This window comes from Methylobacterium oxalidis, from assembly GCF_007992195.1.
GTDB classification, from domain to species: domain Bacteria; phylum Pseudomonadota; class Alphaproteobacteria; order Rhizobiales; family Beijerinckiaceae; genus Methylobacterium; species Methylobacterium oxalidis.
Genome location: NZ_BJZU01000079.1, coordinates 26,356 through 43,614 on the forward strand (window position 1 = coordinate 26,356; position 17,259 = coordinate 43,614).

13 protein-coding genes are annotated in these 17,259 nt (G+C 73.0%); 5 read left to right on the plus strand and 8 right to left on the minus strand.

Annotation, left to right across the window (positions count from 1 at the left end; translation table 11 throughout):
- Positions 1-47: 47 nt before the first annotated feature.
- Together MOX02_RS18845 and MOX02_RS18850 are read right to left on the minus strand one after the other, a co-directional pair.
- Positions 48-1,325: a glycoside hydrolase family 5 protein gene (locus MOX02_RS18845; protein ID WP_147027336.1), complete on the minus strand. Its 1,278-nt coding sequence runs from the start codon at positions 1,323-1,325 to the stop codon at positions 48-50.
- A complete protein-coding gene (locus tag MOX02_RS18850) occupies positions 1,322-2,596 on the minus strand; it encodes a VpsF family polysaccharide biosynthesis protein (RefSeq protein ID WP_147027337.1) in 1,275 nt (424 codons plus the stop codon). The genes MOX02_RS18845 and MOX02_RS18850 overlap by 4 nt, the downstream gene beginning before the upstream one ends.
- Positions 2,597-2,884: 288 nt before the next feature.
- Here MOX02_RS18850 and MOX02_RS18855 point away from each other — a divergent pair, with 288 nt between their 5' ends.
- Genes MOX02_RS18855 through MOX02_RS18865 form a run of 3 tightly spaced genes read left to right on the plus strand, consistent with a single transcriptional unit; the run spans position 2,885 to position 7,047 of the window.
- A complete protein-coding gene (locus MOX02_RS18855; RefSeq protein WP_147027338.1) occupies positions 2,885-4,027 on the plus strand; it encodes a glycosyltransferase family 4 protein in 1,143 nt (380 codons plus the stop codon).
- A gap of 34 nt (positions 4,028-4,061) precedes the next feature.
- The gene (gene asnB, locus MOX02_RS18860; RefSeq protein ID WP_147027339.1) at positions 4,062-5,966 is read left to right on the plus strand and encodes an asparagine synthase (glutamine-hydrolyzing); all 1,905 of its coding nucleotides are present in this window, start codon (positions 4,062-4,064) and stop codon (positions 5,964-5,966) included.
- A gap of 1 nt (position 5,967) precedes the next feature.
- A complete protein-coding gene (locus MOX02_RS18865; protein WP_147027340.1) occupies positions 5,968-7,047 on the plus strand; it encodes a glycosyltransferase in 1,080 nt (359 codons plus the stop codon).
- Between the two features lie 7 nt (positions 7,048-7,054).
- Here the strand turns inward: MOX02_RS18865 and MOX02_RS18870 are convergent, their stop codons facing one another.
- From MOX02_RS18870 to wecB, 4 genes are read right to left on the minus strand one after another with little or no spacing between them, the layout of a single operon-like run.
- Positions 7,055-8,533 (minus strand): lipopolysaccharide biosynthesis protein, encoded by a 1,479-nt coding sequence (locus tag MOX02_RS18870; RefSeq protein ID WP_147027341.1) that lies wholly within the window; start codon positions 8,531-8,533, stop codon positions 7,055-7,057.
- Between the two features lie 18 nt (positions 8,534-8,551).
- Positions 8,552-9,334, minus strand: a complete 783-nt coding sequence (locus MOX02_RS18875) for a WecB/TagA/CpsF family glycosyltransferase (protein ID WP_147027342.1) — start codon at positions 9,332-9,334, stop codon at positions 8,552-8,554.
- A gap of 24 nt (positions 9,335-9,358) precedes the next feature.
- Entirely contained in the window at positions 9,359-10,627 is a 1,269-nt protein-coding gene (gene wecC, locus MOX02_RS18880) for a UDP-N-acetyl-D-mannosamine dehydrogenase (protein ID WP_147027343.1), read from the minus strand.
- A 49-nt stretch (positions 10,628-10,676) separates the two neighbouring features.
- A complete protein-coding gene (gene wecB / locus MOX02_RS18885) occupies positions 10,677-11,876 on the minus strand; it encodes a non-hydrolyzing UDP-N-acetylglucosamine 2-epimerase (RefSeq protein ID WP_147027344.1) in 1,200 nt (399 codons plus the stop codon).
- A gap of 238 nt (positions 11,877-12,114) precedes the next feature.
- Between wecB and MOX02_RS18890 the strand changes: the two genes are divergently transcribed.
- Both MOX02_RS18890 and MOX02_RS18895 read left to right on the plus strand, forming a co-directional pair.
- On the plus strand, positions 12,115-14,127 hold the full coding sequence (locus MOX02_RS18890; RefSeq protein ID WP_170267923.1) for a heparinase II/III family protein: 2,013 nt from the start codon (positions 12,115-12,117) through the stop codon (positions 14,125-14,127).
- 289 nt (positions 14,128-14,416) lie between these two features.
- Entirely contained in the window at positions 14,417-15,883 is a 1,467-nt protein-coding gene (locus tag MOX02_RS18895) for a GumC family protein (RefSeq protein WP_170267924.1), read from the plus strand.
- A 43-nt stretch (positions 15,884-15,926) separates the two neighbouring features.
- Here the strand turns inward: MOX02_RS18895 and MOX02_RS18900 are convergent, their stop codons facing one another.
- Both MOX02_RS18900 and MOX02_RS18905 read right to left on the minus strand, forming a co-directional pair.
- Positions 15,927-16,823 carry a GNAT family N-acetyltransferase gene (locus tag MOX02_RS18900; protein WP_147027347.1) on the minus strand — a complete coding sequence of 299 codons (897 nt, stop codon included), beginning with the start codon at positions 16,821-16,823 and terminating at the stop codon, positions 15,927-15,929.
- A gap of 34 nt (positions 16,824-16,857) precedes the next feature.
- Positions 16,858-17,127: a hypothetical protein gene (locus tag MOX02_RS18905; protein ID WP_147027348.1), complete on the minus strand. Its 270-nt coding sequence runs from the start codon at positions 17,125-17,127 to the stop codon at positions 16,858-16,860.
- Between the last annotated feature and the right edge of the window lie 132 nt (positions 17,128-17,259).

A 17,259-nucleotide genomic window follows, 5' to 3' on the forward strand; every position in this document is an offset into this window, starting at 1 on the left:
GGGTTCCAAGATTGCCGGTTCTGCGAGGTGAGGCTTCCGCACGGCAGCTACGGGGTCCGCATCCCGAGGGCGCGCAGCGTCGGGCGATCGAGGCTGGAGCCGCCGTCCTCGCTCACGAGCGACATGCCGCCGTGGCCGCCGAGCGCCCAGAAGGCCCAGCCGAAGCGCCGCTCCTCGGCGAGTTCGCGGACGTCGCGCAGCCAGTTCTCGTAGGAGATCGGGTCCGAGGCGCGGTAGGAGCCGTAGGTGCGCGTCGCGCCGAACTCCCCGAGGAAGATCCGGTCGGGCGGGATCCCGTTGCGCTGTGCCCACGCGGTGACCTCGTCGAAGGCCCGGGCGATGCGCGCCCGGTCGAAGCCCGTGGCCAGATAGGCGCGGGCCTGCGCCTGGGCGGGGCCGATCGCGGGCCGCCCGCGCCCCGATCCGCGCCGCGCATCGTCCTCGACGTTGGCGCGCACCGTCTCGAGGACGAGCTCGGCCGGCACGCTCGCGGCCGGGTAGGGCATGTCCGAGAAGTAGCGCCAGAAGGCGGAATCCCCGTTGTCCGCGACGACGCCCTGGTGCGTGAACGGGTAGGGCTCGTAGTAGTGAAATGAGTAGAGGACGCGGCTGCCGCGGAACGGCGCCGGGTCGAGCGCGGCGAGTCCCTCGCGGTCTCCGCCATGCGCGCCGGTGAGCACGACGAGGAGATCGGGCGCGACCGCGCGGACGGCGGCGTGCAGGGCCTCGCACATGACCTGCCAGCGCCGCACGGAGGCGCGGTCGTAGCCGTACGGCGGCTCGTTCATCAGCTCGAAGGCGACGGCCGGGCTTCCGAGTCCAGCGAGGAGGCGGGCCGTGCGCCGCACCGTCGCGACGTACTGGAGGTAGATCGGGTCCTCGGTCGAGCGCAGCCATTGCACCGGGTCGTAGCGCGGCACCTGCGTGTTCGGGTGCAGGTCTACCAGCACGGCGAGGCCCGCGGCGAGGAAGCGTTGCACGGTCGCGCCGAGCTGCGCGTCGAGGGCGTCGCGGGGCGCGCCCTCGAGCTGGAGGAAGGGCCCAGGATCGAGGGTGAGGCGGACGAAGTCGAACCCGGCCGCGGCGATGTTCCGGATCACCGCATCGGACAGCGCGTAGGCGGGTCCCGAGAAAGGCTCGGCGGCGTAGCGCCCCCGGTCGGCCGGATCGAGCCGGCCCCAGTTCATCATGGTGTGGACGCCGACGCCGCGCCGGAAGCCCGACGCGGGCTGCGGGGCTGCCCACGACGGTGCGGAGGCCGCCGCCCACAGGCCGGCCGCCAAACGGGTCGCCGCGAGAAGCGCGGCGCGGCGCGTCGCGCTCACGGCCGGCCTTGCGCATCGGCCCGGACCGGGCGGTTCGCCGGGCCCTCCGGGTGGAACGCGATGGCCAGCGAGAGGATCAGGAAGACAGCCGCGGTCTTGCTCGACAGGCCGTTGTTGCTCAGAGCCGCCGCGAAGAAGATCGCGGTGCCGAGCACCGCGCTGCCGTGCCCTCCACGCACGATCGCCCAGACCAGCCGCCCGAGCATCAGCGCGAAGGCCAGGGCTCCGATCAGTCCGAACTGCACGATGAGCACGACGACGGAGCTCTCGATGTAGGGCAGCTTGAACTTCTCCCAGGCGAGCTTGCGCACGGCCGGCAGGTCGCCCCCGAGCAGGAACTCGTTCCACGAGAGGTAGGAGAGCACGCCGTAGACATCGACGCGCGCCATCGCGTTGCCGTCCGCCATGCCCTCCGAGAAACGCCCGAGCGCGCCGGCCGCCAACAGGCCGCCGAGCAGCACGGGGCCGAGCAGCAGCACGCCGAGCAGCACGAGCACTCGCCGCTCCTGCCGCCGCTTGGCCGGAAGCCCCGCCCCGATCCCGGCCACGAGCAGGATCACGGCGCTGAGGCCCGCGAGCAGCGTCGCAGTGCGCGCGCCCGACGCCACGCAGCCGACGAGCAGGAGCGCGGCGGCGGCGAAGCGCTGCCGGTAGGTCCAGGGCGCCGCGGCGGCGAAGCCGATGCCGGCCGCGCACCACATCCCGAGTTCGAGCGGGTGGGACGTCAGGCCGGTCGGCCGGAACACCGGCTCGCTCTCGACAAAGGGCATGAGGCGGAAGCCGAGCCCGTACTCGACCACGGCGACCGCGGCGGAGGCGAGGAGGCAGCAGACGAGCGCCTGGCCGACCGCCCGCCGCCACGGCGCCGGGAAGGCGAACATCAGCACCAGGGTCGCGAGCGTGACGTAGGTGTCCAGAACGTAGCCGACGGACGCGCTGCGGCCCGTCGCGGCCGCGAAGACCAGCAGCCCGACGCAGGTGGCGCAGAAGGCGAGCAGCGCCCGCACCACCCGGACCTCCCAGGCGGTGAGATCGATGCGCTGCGTGACGAGGACCACGGCCCCGATGGCGAGGAAGCCCCAGAAGGTCGGGTGGATCTTCTCGAGGATCGAGCCGCCTTCCTCGGTGTAGTTCATCGCGAGGTCGAGGAGCAGCGGGTTCAGCGTCACGCGCGCCAGGACGAGGCCCGCGAAGGCGAGGTACAGCGCGGACAGAAGCGGCGTGGCCCGCGTCCGGTGCGGCAACAGACCGGCCGTGCTGATGGCGGTCACCGGTTCGCCCCCACGCTCAATCCTCATCGTGTGCCTGCCGAGTAACACGACGGAAACATGCGGAGGTTAATACTTGTCCTTTATCCACAGTCCGGAATCCCGCTCCGCAGAAAGCGATTATTATGTGCTCGTGTCGCTCCATTGTCGTGACACGGGACCGGCGCCGATCCAATCCGATGAACAGAAAGATTTCCTTGCCCGAGCGTCGCATGCACTCGCTGCGGAGATGAGCCCATTGCCGATTCCCGTCCCGACGCGCGCGCCACCCCCGCACCCGGAGCCCCGGACATGAGCCGCCGCATCCGCGTCCTCTGCGTGACGCCGACCGGCCCCGAGGGGCGGGGCGGCATCGACCGGCTCTACAGCTACCTGCGCACGGGCGAGGCGCCGTGCTGGGCGGGCATCGACCTGCGCTTCGCCGCCTCGCGCGGACCCATCGAGGGGGCGCTGTGGCCGCTCGCCTTCCCGCTCCATCTCGCCGGCATCGCGTGGATGCTCGTCCGGTTCCGTCCCGACATCGTCCACATCAACTTCGCCAACCGCGGCAGCGCCTGGCGCAAGTACGCGATCCTGCGTCTCGCCAAGCTTCTCGGCGCGCGCGTGGCCGCGCATCTCCACGATAGCGTTCCCGAGGAGAGCATCCGCGCCCGGAACCTCGAAGGCCGCCTGTTCCTGGCGATCTGCCGGGGCGTCGATCGGCTGATCGTCCTCGGCCGTCCCACCGCCGAGCGCGTCGCCAGCCACGGCGTGGCCGCGGACAGGATCCGGGTGCTCCTCAACGGCACGCCGGACTTCGCCTCCGGCCTCGCCCTGCCGAAGAGGCGGGCCCCGGGAGCGCCGGTCGAGATCCTGCTCGCCGGCCGGGTCGGGCCGCGCAAGGGGGCGGGGGTCCTCGTGGAGGCCCTGGCCCTGCTCGCGCAGCGCGGCGTCGCCGGCTGGCGCTGCACGATCGCGGGCGACGGCGAGATCGAGCCCTTCGCCGCGCTCGCCCGGAACGGCGGCGTCGACGACAGGATCCGGTTCACCAGCTGGCTCGGGTCCGACGCCGTGCACGCGCTCATGCGCGAGGCCGACATCGTGGTCCTGCCCTCCCTGGTGGAGGCGCTGCCCCTGAGCCTGATCGAGGGGGCCTGCGGCGGCGCCGCGCTCCTCGCGACGCCCGTCAGCAACACGTCCGAGATCGTCCGCGACGGCGTCAACGGGCAGCTCCTGCCCCGCGATCCGAAAGTCTTCGCCGACGCGATCGCGGCGCTGATCGCGGATCCCGACCGCCTCGGGGCGATGCAGGCGGCCTCGCGCCGTCACTTCCTCGACGCCTTCACGATCGGCGCCTTCGAGACGGAATTGTGCCGAATCTACACCGATCTGGCCGGCGGAACGGGCACGCGAACTGCACCGACCGCTCAACTTGTGTTAGGCGATCGCGCGTAGCGCGCGCGTCGCCCAGGAGCGGGACGGTCACGGCATGTGCGGCATCGTCGGCTGGATGGTGGAGGCGTCGCGGGCGCCGGGTGAGGCGACGCTCGCGGCTCTCGCCGACGACCTGCAGCATCGCGGCCCCGACGGCTCGGGCCTGTGGCGGGTTCCGACCGCGGACGGGCGGCACGAGATCGCCTTCGGCCACCGCCGCCTCTCGATCATCGATCTCGGCGGCGGCCACCAGCCCATGTCCTCGGCCGATGAGGCCGTCACCGTCACGTTCAACGGCGAGATCTACAATTACGTCGAGCTGCGCGAGGAGCTTCGCGCCCGCGGCCATGCCTTCCGCACCGAATCCGACACCGAGGTGCTGATCGAGGCTTACCGCGCCTGGGGCGAGGATTGCGTCGGGCGCTTCCGCGGAATGTTCGCCTTCGCCCTGTTCGACCGCGCCCGCCAGAGCGTGCTCGTGGCGCGCGACGGCTTCGGCAAGAAGCCGCTCTTCCTCGCCGAGTCGCCGGGGCGCATCGCCTTCGCCTCGGAGATCCCGGCGCTCCTGCGCCTGCCCGGGACCGACCGCCGCCTCGACTGGGACGCCCTCGACGCCTACCTCGTCGACCGCTACGTGCCCGGCCCCTCGACCTTCTTCGCCGGCATCCGCAAGCTGCCGCCCGGCTGCCTGGGCGTCTGGAAGGAGGGGCGGCTCGCCCTGCGCCGCTACTTCACGCCGCCCTTCGCCGAGACGGCGCCGGACGTCACCGATTTCGGCGAGGCCGTGCGCCTGTTCGAGGCCGGCTTCGACGAGTCCGTGCGCATCCGCATGCGCAGCGACGCGCCCTTCGGCGCCTTCCTGTCGGGCGGGCTCGATTCCTCGGCCGTGGTCGCCACCATGGCGCGCCACGCCCGCGGGCGTCTCAAGACCTTCTCGGTCGGTTTCGCCGAGGCCGCCTACTCGGAGCTCGACCACGCCCGCACCGTCGCCGGGCTGTTCGACACCGACCACACCGAGTGCGTGATCACGCCCGGTGACTTCCTCGACGCCTGGCCCGACGCGCTGGCGCATCGCGGGGCGCCCGTCACCGAAACCTCCGACGTCCCGATCCTGCTGCTCGCCCGCGCGGCGAGCGCCAGCGTCAAGATGGTCCTGACCGGCGAGGGCTCGGACGAGCTGCTGGCGGGCTATCCCAAGCACCGGGCCGAGCGCTGGCTCGCGCTCTATCAGTCGCTGGTGCCGGGCGTGGTGCACGACCGGCTCGTCCACCCGGCAGTCGGCGCGATGCCCTACCGGGCGCGCCGCGTGAAGATCCTCGCCAACGCCCTCTCCGAGCGCGATCCCGCGGTGCGCATGCGGCGCTGGTTCGGCGGCCTCTCACCGGACGAGCGCGCGGCGCTGACGGGCCGCGCGGTGCCGGCCGAGATCGACGGCTTCCCGTTCTCCATCGCCACGGGCTCCGGCGTGCGGCGCGCGCAGTTCTACGACCAGACCTCCTACCTGCCCGACAACCTCCTGGAGCGCGGCGACCGCATGATGATGGCCGCCGGCATCGAGGGCCGCATGCCCTTCATGGACGTGGAGCTGGCGCGCCTCGTCGCCCGCTTCCCCGACCGCTTCCTCGTCGGCCACCCGAAGGGCAAGGCCGTGCTTCGGGCGGCGACCGCCAGGATGCTGCCGGCCTCGATCCTCAACCGCAGGAAGGTCGGCTTCACGGTGCCGACCGGCCTGTGGTTCCGCGGCCCGCTGCGCGAGCGCCTGCACGACCTCCTGCTCTCCGGATCGTCCGAGACCCGCCGCATCCTGCGCGCGCCGGAGATCGACCGCCTCGTCCACGAGCATCTCGACGGCCGCAGCGACCACCAGAAGGTGCTGTGGGCGCTCGCCAACCTCGAGCTCTTCCTGCGCACCTTCAGGCCCGACCTCGGGGCCGGGATGCCCGAGGCGCAGGTCGCCTGAGGTGTCGCGGATCCGCTCGGTCGCCATCTACGTGCCCTGCCTGCAGCCGGGAGGGGCGGAGCGGGTCGCGGCCGTGCTCGCCACCGGCTTCCACGTGGCGGGCATCTCCACCACGCTCATCGTCGACGCCGAGCGCCCGGAGAACCGCGGCTTCGTGGCACCGGGCGTCAGCGTCGTCGTGCTCGGCGGCGGACATCTCGGCAACACGCGGCGCCTCGCGGGGTGGCTGCGTCGGAGCGGGGCGGACGTGGTGATGGCGATCGACGCGCCGGCGAGCGTCAAGCTCGCGGCCGCGAAGCTCCTCGCCCGCAGCCGGACGCCGATCGTGATCTCCTATCACGGCCACGCCGAGATCGTGCGCGGCCGGCTCGGCGGCGCCGCCTTCCGCCTCGCCTTCCTGCTCACGCGGTTGTCCGACCGGACGGTCTGCGTGTCGGAGGGGCTGGCGCGCCGCCTCGTCGCCGAGTGGCGGGCCGAGGGCGCCAAGATCGTCAGCATCCCGAACCCGATCCCCGTGGAGCACGCGCACCGCGCGGCCGACGCCGCCGACCTCGCCGCCCGGCCGCCCGCCATCGTCGCGGTGGGGCGCCTCGTGGCCGAGAAGCGCTACGACAGCCTGATCCGCGCGCTGACCCTGCTGCCGGCGAACGTGCGCCTCACGATTCTCGGCGACGGCCCGGAGCGGGCGGCGCTCGAGCGCGCGGCGGCGGAGGCCGGCGTGGCGGCGCGGGTCAGCCTGCCGGGCTTCGCCGAGCCCTGGCCCGCCTACGGTGCCGCGCGGGTCTTCGCGCTGTCCTCCGTCAGCGAGTCCTTCGGCAACGTGGTGGTGGAGGCGCTGGCCTCCGGGCTGCCCGTCGTCGCCACCGATTGCGGCGGGCCCGGCGAGATCCTCGAGGGCGGCCGCTACGGCACCCTGGTGCCGGTCGGCGACACCGCCGCGCTGGCCGCGGGCCTCGGCGCCGCGCTCGCCGATCCGGGCGACCCGGCACTCCGGATCGCGCGGGCGGCGGCCTACGCCGTGCCGCAGATCGTCGAGCGGTATCTCGCCGTGTTCGAGTCCGTGGTCGCCGGCCACGCCTGAGGGGCGGTCAGGGCTTCTGCAGAGCCGGCTCCAGCACCGGCCGGTGGGCCGGCGGCGCCACCGCCGCCCACGGCGTCTCGATGGTCCGCCGGATCGAGACTCCGATCAGGCTGAGCGCCGCCGCGTAGACTGCCATGAAGACGAGCGTGCTGACGACGAGCTCGGCGATCGCTCCGGCCGGCTCGACGTAGCCGCGCACCGTGTAGAGGGCGAGGCTCGCGCTGGCATTGGCGACGGCGATGCGGGCGAGCATGCCCCAGGGCAGGCGCACCGGCAGGATGCGCGCGGTGACGAGGGCCGTGGACAGGGCCGCGATCGTGGAGCCCACCGCGAACGAGATCCCGGCCCCGACGATGCCGACGCGCGGGATCAGGACGAAGCAGGCCACGAAGCTGAGGATCGCGGGCGGCAGCATCGCCACGGGCTGCAGCCAGGTGCGTTTCGCGAGGTGGAAGCCGTTGTCGAAGATGAAGAACTTCACGAACAGCGCCAGCGAGCCGAAGGCGATCCAGGGCAGCAGCAGCGCCGCCTCCTCGCGGTAATCCGCCGGCAGTGCGATGGTCAGGAGCGGCTCCTTCAGCAGGATCAGCCCCATCACGATCGCGCTGCCGACCGTGATCAGCGTCGCGAGCAGGCCCGCCTGGGCGGTGCCGGCGGCCTCCGGCCCCTCCTGCTCGTAGATCTTCACGAGGTGCGGGAAGGCGTAGTTGTTGAGCGGCCCGATGAACAGCTCGATCGGCTGGCGCCCGAGCGAGTAGGCGGCGGCCAGCACCGCGACCGCGTGCGGCCCGAGCAGGAAATCGACGATGTAGCGGTCGAAATAGCCCAGCGCGTAGACGAGGATCTGCGCCACCATGATCGGCAGCCCGAAGGCGAGGGCGGCGCCGTAGCCAGCCCGGGCGCGGCGGGGGCGGGAGGCGCGGCCGAGCGCCTGACAGAGACCGACGAGCCCCGCGACCGCCGTCGCCGCCGAGAGCGCGAGCGCGGCGTTGAGGAAGGTCGGCTCCAGGAGCAGCATGGCGAGCGCCGTGGCGCCGAAGGTGCCGCCCGCGCGCAGGGCCTCGACGGCGGCGTAGGCCGAGTGCTTGCGCTGCACCTGGAGCAGCATCAGCGAGAGCCGCAGCGGCGCGAAGGCGAGGATCATCGCGGCGGTCGCCACGGCGAAGGCCAGCGCCTGCTCCTGGCGCATGAGGCCGCTCGCGGCCGCGAGCAGGAAGGCGAGCGTCGTCGTCACCACCGTCAGCGCAAGCAGCCGCCCGAGCCGGTGAGGGCGCATCGTGGCGCTGGCGCCCTCGCTGCGCAGGGCGAAGATCCGCACCCAGTTGCACAGCGCCATGTCGAAGATCTCGCCAGTGGTCACGACGAGGACGAACAGGCCGTACTCCGCCATCGGCATCAGCCGGGTGAGCACGAGCAGCAGCAGGAACATCAGCGCGCGCGGCGCGAGGTTCGCCAGGAAGTAGAGGGCATAGGCTGAGCGACTCATCGGCGACTCATCGGCGGCTCATCGCCCGCGGCCCCGCCCGAGCGGCCCCGCCGTCGGCGGGGCCACGAGGCGGCGGGCGGCCGCGCCGAGGAGGAGCCCGGCGAAGACGGCGTTGGTCTTGAGATAGCGGCCGGCGAGCCGCCGCGGCTCCTGGGCGAGGCGGTAGAACCACTCGGCCCCGAGCGCCTGGACGCTGCGCGGCGCGCGCTGCACGCGGCCCGACACCACGTCGAAGGATCCCCCGACGCCCATCAGGAAGGGCACGTTCAGCGCGTCCCGGTGGCGGCGCATGAAGCGCTCCTTGTGGGGCGTCGGCAGCGCGATGAACAGGCAGTGCGCCCCGCTCATCTCGATCTGACGGCAGATCTCGGCCTCCTGCTCCGGCCGGAAGTAGCCGTGATGGTACCCGGCGAGCTCCAGGCCCGGGTGCCGCTGGGTCAGGGCGCGGGCGGTGTCGGCGACGACGTCGGGGCGCGCACCGAGGAGGTAGGGCCGGAAGCCGTGCGCGGCGCAGGCCGCGATCAGGCTCTCGAACAGGTCGATGCCGGCGACCCGCTCGACCCCGCGCTGGCCGAGCAGGCGCAGGGCGAGCGCGATGCCGGCGCCGTCGATCCCGATCAGGTCGCTGTCCCGGATGTCCCGGTCGAGCTCCGGATCGCGCCGCGCGTTGACGAGCTTGGCCACGTTGAGGGCCACGTGCTGGCAGCGCGGCGCCTCGCCGCGCATCGCCGCGAGCGCCCGCCCGACGGTGGCGTCGTAGCTGAGGAGGTCGACCGGCAGTCCGAGAAGTTCGACGCGCATCGCTTCAGGCTCTCGCTTGGCGCCTCAGGCCGCTTCCAGCGGCTGGGCGAGGAGGCCGACGGCGTCGACCACGATCTTGGCGCTGACCGCGCCGCGGTTGAGGTTGCGGAAGCGGTCGTGCGCCACCAGCACGGCGACCACGTCGGCGGCGGCCACCGCGTCGTTCAGGCTCATCAGCTCGACGTTCGTCCGGTCCGACAGACCCTCCGGCAGCTCCGGAACGTGCGGCTCGACGATCATGAGCTGGCCGATGCGGCGATCGGCGAGGTCGCAGGCGATGTGCAGGGCCGGGCTCTCGCGCAGGTCGTCCACGTTCGGCTTGTAGGTGAGGCCAAGCAGCGCGATCTTCGGCTCCCGGAACCGGGAAGCGATGCCGGCGATCTTGTCGGCGAGGAAGCGCGGCTTGCCGTCGTTCACCTCGCGCGAGGCCCGGATCAGGGGCGTCTGCTGCGGCAGCGCCTCGTGGATGAACCAGGGATCGACCGGGATGCAGTGGCCGCCGACGCCCGCGCCCGGCGCCAGGATGTTCACGCGCGGGTGCAGGTTGGCGAGCCGTATCACCGACCAGACGTCGAGGCCGAGCGCGTCGCAGACCAGCGACAACTCGTTGGCGAAGGCGACGTTGACGTCGCGGTAGGCGTTCTCGACGAGCTTCGACAGTTCCGCCGTGGGCGCCGTGGTGAGCCGCTGCGGGCCCGTGGCGAAGACGGCGTAGAGCTCCTTCGCGGCGACGGCGCTGCGATGGTCGAGGCCCCCGTAGGTGCGCGGGTTCTCGATCAGCTCGCGCAGGGTGTGGCCGGGCAGGATCCGCTCCGGGCTGTAGGCGAGCAGGATGTCGGAGGTCTCCGGGTCGGTGTCCGGGAAGGTCAGGTCGGGGCGCAGGCCCCGGAGCTGCTCGGCCGCGCCCTGCGTCGTGCCGACCGGGCAGGTCGACTCGATGATGATCAGGTCGCCGCGCTTCAGGACCGGCGCGACCGAGGCAAGGGCGGAGCGCACCGCCGTCAGGTCGGCGGTCTTGTCGTCGCGGATCGGTGTCGGCACCGCGATCAGGAAGGCGTCGGCGGGCTCCGGATGGGTCGTGGCGCGGAGGTTGCCCGCGGTCACGACCGCCCGGAGCACGATGTCGAGGTCGGGCTCGATGAAGTGGGCCTGGCCGGTCCGGATGCGCTCGACCGCGTCCTCGCGGATGTCGACGCCGATCACGTGCAGGCCGCGCGACGCGAAGGTCGCGGCGGTGGGGAGGCCGACATAGCCGAGGCCGATCACCGAGATGGTCTGGCGGGTGCGCGTCATGGGGGGATCAGCTCCGGTGGGCTGGAAGGCTGCTGCGAGGGGCGGGGTGTCAGGCGAAGCGCTGGAAGCGCGGGCTCGGGGCGGCGAACTCGCGCGAGACCCGAAGGTTCGGACGAAACGCGGGCGTGGTTTCCGACTGGTTCACGAGGTCGGCGACGATGCGGGCGCTGGCGTGCCCGTCGCCGAACGGGCTGGCGCCCGAGGCCATGGCGGAGTAGGCGGCCGGCTCGTCGAGAAGGCGGCTCACGCCCGCGACGATGGCGCGGGGATCGGTGCCGACGAGGCGGGCCACGCCGGCTTCCACCGCCTCGGCGCGCTCGGAGGTGTCGCGCATCACGAGGACGGGCTTGCGCAGCACCGGCGCCTCCTCCTGCACGCCGCCGGAATCGGTGAGGATCAGCGACGCGCGGGTCATCAGGTAGACGAAATCGGGGTAGTCGAGGGGCTCGATCAGCCGGATCCCGGGATTGTCGCCGAGATGCTCGAAGACCGGCCCACGCACGTTCGGATTGAGATGGACGGGGTAGACGACCTGGATGCCGGGCTTCCTGGCGAGTTCCGACAGCGCCTTGCAGATCCCGAGGAAGCCCTCGCCGAAGCTCTCGCGGCGGTGGCCCGTCACGAGGACGAGGCGGGCGGACGGATCGATCCAGCCGAACCGCTCCTCGAGGCGCGCGCGGGTCTCGCCCGGCCGCTGCACGAACTCGGCCATGCGCAGCAGGGCGTCGATGCCGGTGTTGCCGGTGACGAGGATGCGGTCGGCCGGGTAGCCCTCCTGCAGGAGGGCGTTGCGGGCGCGGCTCGTCGGGGCGTAGTGCCGGTCCGCGACGACCGCCGTGACGCGGCGGTTCGCCTCCTCCGGCCAGGGGCTCAGGATGTTGCCGGTGCGCAGGCCCGCCTCGACGTGGCCGATCCTCACGCGCCGGAAGAAGGCCGCCATGCCGGCCGCCGTGCTCGTCGCCGTGTCGCCCTGGACCAGGACGTAGTCGGGCTTCCAGTCGGCGAGGATGCGGTCGAGGCCGGTCATCACGCGGGCGAAGACGTCGGTCAGGCTCTGGTCGGCGCGCATGACGTCGAGGTCGTCGTCGGGCCGGATGTCGAAGGTGGAGAGCACGCTGTCGAGCATGCTGCGGTGCTGCCCCGTGGAACACACGCGGGACGCGATGCCGGGCGTCTGCTGCAGCATCGCGACGACGGGCGCCATCTTGATCGCCTCGGGCCGGGTCCCGAACACCGACAGGATTTTCATCGAATGGCCCATTCCCGACTCAGGACGATCTTGAGACGCTCATCTCAGCGGTTGTGATGACAGCAAAATGAGAACCACGGGTTTGCTACCGCCAACTGTTGTGTTTTGACACTCTTACGATCCCGTTCACGCAACCTCAGCACTTCGACGGCTCAAATCGGGACGCGGCATGTCGGATAGGGATATCGGTGTGGACGGCCTCGGTACGCGTGACTTCGCACAACAGCAACCGGTGGTAGTGGCTTCGCGACGGGATGGCGCGCGCGCCAAACGACTCGCCTGGTATCTCGGGCGCCTGCGCGCGATGGGGCCGGGCGAGATCCTGCACCGGGTCGGCGAGGCGGCCCGCAGGCGCGCCTGGATGCGCCGGCCGGCCGCCTGGGACGCGCTGCCCCCCGGGGACCCGGCCCCGCTGCCGGATCTGCCCGAGCTGCGCCGCGCGCTCGCGGCCTCGGCCGTCCTGCCGGGCGTCGCCCGCAGCCTCGACGAGATCCGGGCCGGCCGCTTCCACTATTTCGGCCGAGATTGGCCGGAGCCCGGCTTCGCGGAGCCGGGGGCGGGCGCGGCGTTCTGGTTTCACGATCCCGTGTGCGGCGGGCGCTGGCCCGGTCCGGAGGTGGGCGCCTTCCGCGTCGACGTGCGCTCGACCGTCGAGGCGCCGGACGGCACGGGCCGCCCCGGCGACGTGAAGTACGTGTGGGAGCCCGCTCGCCTGCAGATGCTACACCCGCTCGCCGCCGCCTGGGCGGCCGAGGACGCGGCGGCGGGCGAGAGCGCCCGCGCGATCCTCGCGAGCTTCATCGCCGAAAATCCGCCCTACGGCGGCGTCCACTGGTTCTCCGGCATCGAGATGGCCCTGCGGCTCGTCGGGCTCGCGCTCGTCGCCGCTTCGGCGGGGCCGGAGGGGCTGCCGCCGGGCGAGCGCGCCGCGTTCCGGCGCCTCGTCGCGGCCCATGCCCGCGCCATCGCGGCCTTTCCCTCGCTGCACTCCTCGGCCAACAACCACCGCATCGCGGAGGGGCTGGGGCTTCTCGTGGCCGGCCTGCTGCTCGCGGGCGCGGACCGCGAGGCGGCCGCCTACGAGGCCGCGGGCCGCGGCATCCTGGAGACGGAGGCGGAGCGGCAGATCTTCCCGGACGGGGTCGGGGCCGAGCAGTCCCTGACCTATCAGGCCTGGACGATGGAGATGCTGGGGCTCGGCGCGGTCCTGGCACGCGCCGCCGGGCGCCCGCTCGCGGCCTCCGTCACCGCGCGGCTCGCGCTCGGCGCGGGGTTCCTGCGCGCGATGCTCGACGCGGGCGGCCGCTGCCCCGCCATCGGCGACGACGACGAGGGGCGGATCCTCAGCGACGGGCTCGGGCCCGAGCCGCGCTACGTGGCCTCGGTCACCGCGGCGATCGCCGGCCTCGTGGGGCGCCCGGACCTCGCCCCGCCCGCCCGCGACCCGCACCTGCGCGACGCGATCTTCGGGGCGCCTGCGGCCGCGCGGCCGGTCGAGCCCGGTCTCCGCGTCTTCCGGACCGGCGGCTACACCGTCTGTCACGCGCAGGTGCGCGGGCGCGCCGCCCACCTCGTCTTCGACCACGGCCCGATCGGCTATCTCGGCCTCGCCGCGCACGGGCACGCCGACGCGCTCGCCGTCTGGCTCTCGATCGACGGGAATCCGGTGCTGATCGATGCCGGGACCTACCTGTACCATGCGGGCGGGCGCCGCCGGGTGGCGATGCGCGAGAGCCTCGCCCACAACACGCTGAGCGTCATGGGCGCCTCGCACAGCGTGGCCTCCGCCGGCTTCCACTGGGCGAGCCGGGCCGACGCGCGCCTCGTGTCGGAGGCCGGCGGCGCGGAGTGGTCAATGACCGGCGCTCACGAGGGCTACCGGCGCCGCTTCGGCGTGGCGCACCGGCGCCGCGTCGCGAAAGCCGGGGACGGGTTCCGGATCGGCGACGCGCTGGACGGGGCGGGGCAGCCCCTCTCGGTCGAGATCCGCTTCCTGATCCACCCGGACCTCGCCGTGGCCGAGCACGAGGGCGGGGTGAGCGTCCGCGACGCCTCGGGGCTCCTGTGCCATTTCGCGCCACCGTCCGGCTTCGGGACGCGGCTCGTGTCCGCCGACCGGGCCGGCCCCGAGCCCGAGGCCGTCCACGCGCCGCGCTTCGGACACCTCGCCGCGGCCCACAGCCTGATCTTTGCGGGTACGCTCGGGGCCGAAGAGGCCCTGACCCGGATCGAGATCGGCGCGCGGTCCTGAGTCGTGGTCACGAAGACGTCGCTTGATCTTGAAACGTGATGAACAATCTTTGATCGGTCTCTTGTGGAAAGGCCGCAGCAATTCATCGCCGGTAAACCGGCCGAGGCTTAACCCTGTCCGACGATCGACTCCGGAATTCCAGGCCCCACCTCTGTCCGATGGTCCCCGCCTTGCAAATCTCTAGGCCGGCAGCGCGGCTACGCCCGATCCGTCCCGAGCCGGGACAGGCTTCGGCGCGGCGGCGCGCCTGCGGAGCGAGGTCGGGATGGTCCGGTTGGAGAGATTCGCGGTGAACGACCCGCACTTCGCCTTTCAGCCGGCGCCCGCGGCCGTCATCGACGTCCGCGGCATCCTCTCGACCTTCCGGCGGCGCTGGCGCTGGATCGCCGGCTCGATGGCGGCCCTGACCTTCGTGGCGCTCGGCGCGGCCCTCACCATGCCGCCGCGCTACGACGCGACGGCCAAGATCCTGCTCGACCCGCGCAACCTCCAGGTCTTCCAGAACGACATCAACCCCACCGCCGGCAACGGCGAGGAGGCAACGCTCATCAGCGAGAGCCAGCTGCAGGTGGTGCGGGCGACGAGCGTGCTGACGAGCGTCGTGCAGTCGGAGCATCTCGCCACCGACCCCGAGTTCGGCGCGCCGCGCCCCGGCCTCCTCGCGGCCTTCAAGAGCCAGCTCCTCGGCCCGGCCCTCAAGGAGAAGGACGCCGAGTCGCCGGAGGCGCGCGCGCTGCGGGCGCTGGACCGGGCGATCTCCGTGCGCCGGCCCGACAAGACCTTCGTGATCGAGATCGGCATCTCGACGGAATCCGCCGACAAGTCGGCGCGGATCGCCAACGCCGTCGCGGACGCCTTCCTGAAGGAGCTCGCCCGCGTGCGCACCGACGAGGTCGAGCGCGCGGGCGGCGCGCTCGAGGCCCGCCTCGGCGAGCTGCGCGAGCGCCTGCAGGTCAGCGAGGCCGCGGTGGAGCGCTACCGGCGCAGCCACGATCTCGTCGGCGCCTCCGGGCGCCTGATCGGCGAGCAGCAGCTCACCGACCTCACGAACCAGCTCGCCCGCGCCCGCACCCGCACGGCCGAGACCGGGGCCCGGCTGGAGCAGATCCAGAAGGTGCGCCGCTCCGGCGACCTGCAGGACTCGACTGCCGAAGCCGTGCAGTCGCCCGCCATCGCGGCCCTGCGGGCGACGCTGGCCGAGGCCAAGCGCGCCGAGGCCGATGCGGCCCTCGTCTACGGCCCCCGCCACCCGGCCAATGCCGGGATGGCGCAGCGCGTGCGCGCGGCGCGCCAGCAGCTCGAGGACGAGCTCGGCCGCATCGCCCGCACGGCGAACACCGACTACGAGCGCGCCCGCTCCGCCGAGGCCAATCTCGACCAGCGCATCAACGCGCTGAAGAAGGAGGCCGCCCGGGCGAACGAGGACCAGGTGCAGCTGCGCGAGCTGGAGCGCGAGGCGGCCTCGAACCGCGGCGTCTACGAGGCCTTCCTCAACCGCGCCAAGGACCTGCAGCAGCGCTACTACCTCGACACGACGAACGCCCGCACGATCAAGCTCGCGACCGCGCCCGTCGCGAAGGCCGGCATCTCCAAGATCGCCGTCATCGCGGGCGGGCTCCTCGTCGGGCTGCTCCTCGGCCTCGCCCTGGCGCTGCTGCGCGAGCAGTTCGACCCGCCGGCCTACGAGACACAGGCGATAAGCGTGTGGCGGGAACCGGAGGCGCGCTACCTGCCCGCCTCGCGGGCCCGGTGGTGACCGGCGGCCCGCGCCGATCCTCGGCGACGGTTCGAAGGACTGCTCAGGTCCGCTTCAGCCAGAACGCCTCGCCGAGCACGGCCGCCTCCGTGTAGGCGAGGTCGCCGAGGCGCGGGGCCTGCGGGCCCTTCGCGTATTTCGGCATCCGGTCCGGCAGGTAGGGGCCGATCAGCCCGGCGACGGGCGCCGGCGCGTCGACCATGGCGAGGAGGAGCCCCCTGCGCAGCAGGAACCGGCCGAGCGCCCGCCCGAACCGGCGCAGGTCGCCCTCCTCGGCGCAGTAGAGCAGGTAGGCGACCGTGACCCGGTGGCCGGCGATGCGGCGGCGCTGGAACACGAAGGGGTGCGCGCGGCCCCGTGCCACGCCCCAGACCGTCAGGCAGCCCATGCGCGCGTGCGCGCGCATCAGAGCGAGGTCTCCCGCCTCGACGGCGATGCCGGGCGGCGGATCGCCCGCGACCACGCGGACCCCTGCCTCGGCGCCGCGCGTCAGCAGGGGCACGGCCACCTGCAGCCCCGCCGTGTAGCGCCGGAAGCCCTGCGCCTCGATGGTCGAGCGCGTCGCGGGGGCGGGCGAGATGTTGACGTAGGTGACCGCCCGGTCCCGCGTGGCGGAGGCCACGAGGAGCGACGCGTAGCCCCGGTAGCGGTCGTCCACGAACCAGCTCGACAGGTTGCAGCGGGGCGGATCGCCGGGCGAGGCCCCGAACACCATCAGGAGGACGCCGACGAGCTCACCGCCCGCATCGAGCACGTAGCCAGCGTGCGGGCCGCCGCTCGCGGCCGTGTGGTCGAGGAGGCGGGCGAGCGCGTCGTCCCATTCCGCGAGGCTTCGGCCCGGAAAGCCGCGAGCGAGGAGGGCGGCGAGGTCCGGCCGGTCGGCCGCGTCGATCCGGCGGCAGCGCAGGCGAGCGGCGGTCTCATGTATCGCGCCAGCCATGGCGGCCTCGCTTCGCGGGGAGAGGGGAGGGGCGTCAGGCGGCGCGGCTGAGGAGGGGCAGCAGCGCGCCGCGGAGCGCCTCCATCTGGGCCTCGGTCTCGGCGCGGGCGCTGGCGGCGTCGGGGGCGAGGAGGGCGCGCAGCCGCGCCACCTCGCGCTCCAGGCGCTCGGTCTCGGCCACGAGCAGCGCCACCTTCTCCTCGGCGATGCGGGCACGGGCCTGCGCCTCGTTGCGCTCCTGCTCGCGCACCTGCACCCGGTCGCGCCAGAGGCGCGTCGCGACGCTCTCGCTGTCTTCGTTCATGCCAAGCTCCGGACGCGGACGATTCGTGTCCGGAGCGTCGCACGGCAGGGTTCATGAAACGTAACGGGGCCGGTCCTTCGCTCAGGACCGGCCCCGTCGTCGAGGATCGGGCGCGCGCCCCGGCTGAGTTCC

What these genes read in the sequence shown, in the direction of transcription:
- MOX02_RS18855 (WP_147027338.1), top strand. Translation starts at nt 2,885, where the DNA reads ATGAGCCGCCGCATCCGCGTCCTCTGCGTGACGCCGACCGGCCCCGAG.
- asnB (WP_147027339.1), top strand. Translation starts at nt 4,062, where the DNA reads ATGTGCGGCATCGTCGGCTGGATGGTGGAGGCGTCGCGGGCGCCGGGT.
- MOX02_RS18870 (WP_147027341.1), bottom strand. Translation starts at nt 8,533, where the DNA reads ATGAGTCGCTCAGCCTATGCCCTCTACTTCCTGGCGAACCTCGCGCCG.
- MOX02_RS18875 (WP_147027342.1), bottom strand. Translation starts at nt 9,334, where the DNA reads ATGCGCGTCGAACTTCTCGGACTGCCGGTCGACCTCCTCAGCTACGAC.
- wecC (WP_147027343.1), bottom strand. Translation starts at nt 10,627, where the DNA reads ATGACGCGCACCCGCCAGACCATCTCGGTGATCGGCCTCGGCTATGTC.
- wecB (WP_147027344.1), bottom strand. Translation starts at nt 11,876, where the DNA reads ATGAAAATCCTGTCGGTGTTCGGGACCCGGCCCGAGGCGATCAAGATG.
- MOX02_RS18900 (WP_147027347.1), bottom strand. Translation starts at nt 16,823, where the DNA reads ATGGCTGGCGCGATACATGAGACCGCCGCTCGCCTGCGCTGCCGCCGG.
- MOX02_RS18905 (WP_147027348.1), bottom strand. Translation starts at nt 17,127, where the DNA reads ATGAACGAAGACAGCGAGAGCGTCGCGACGCGCCTCTGGCGCGACCGG.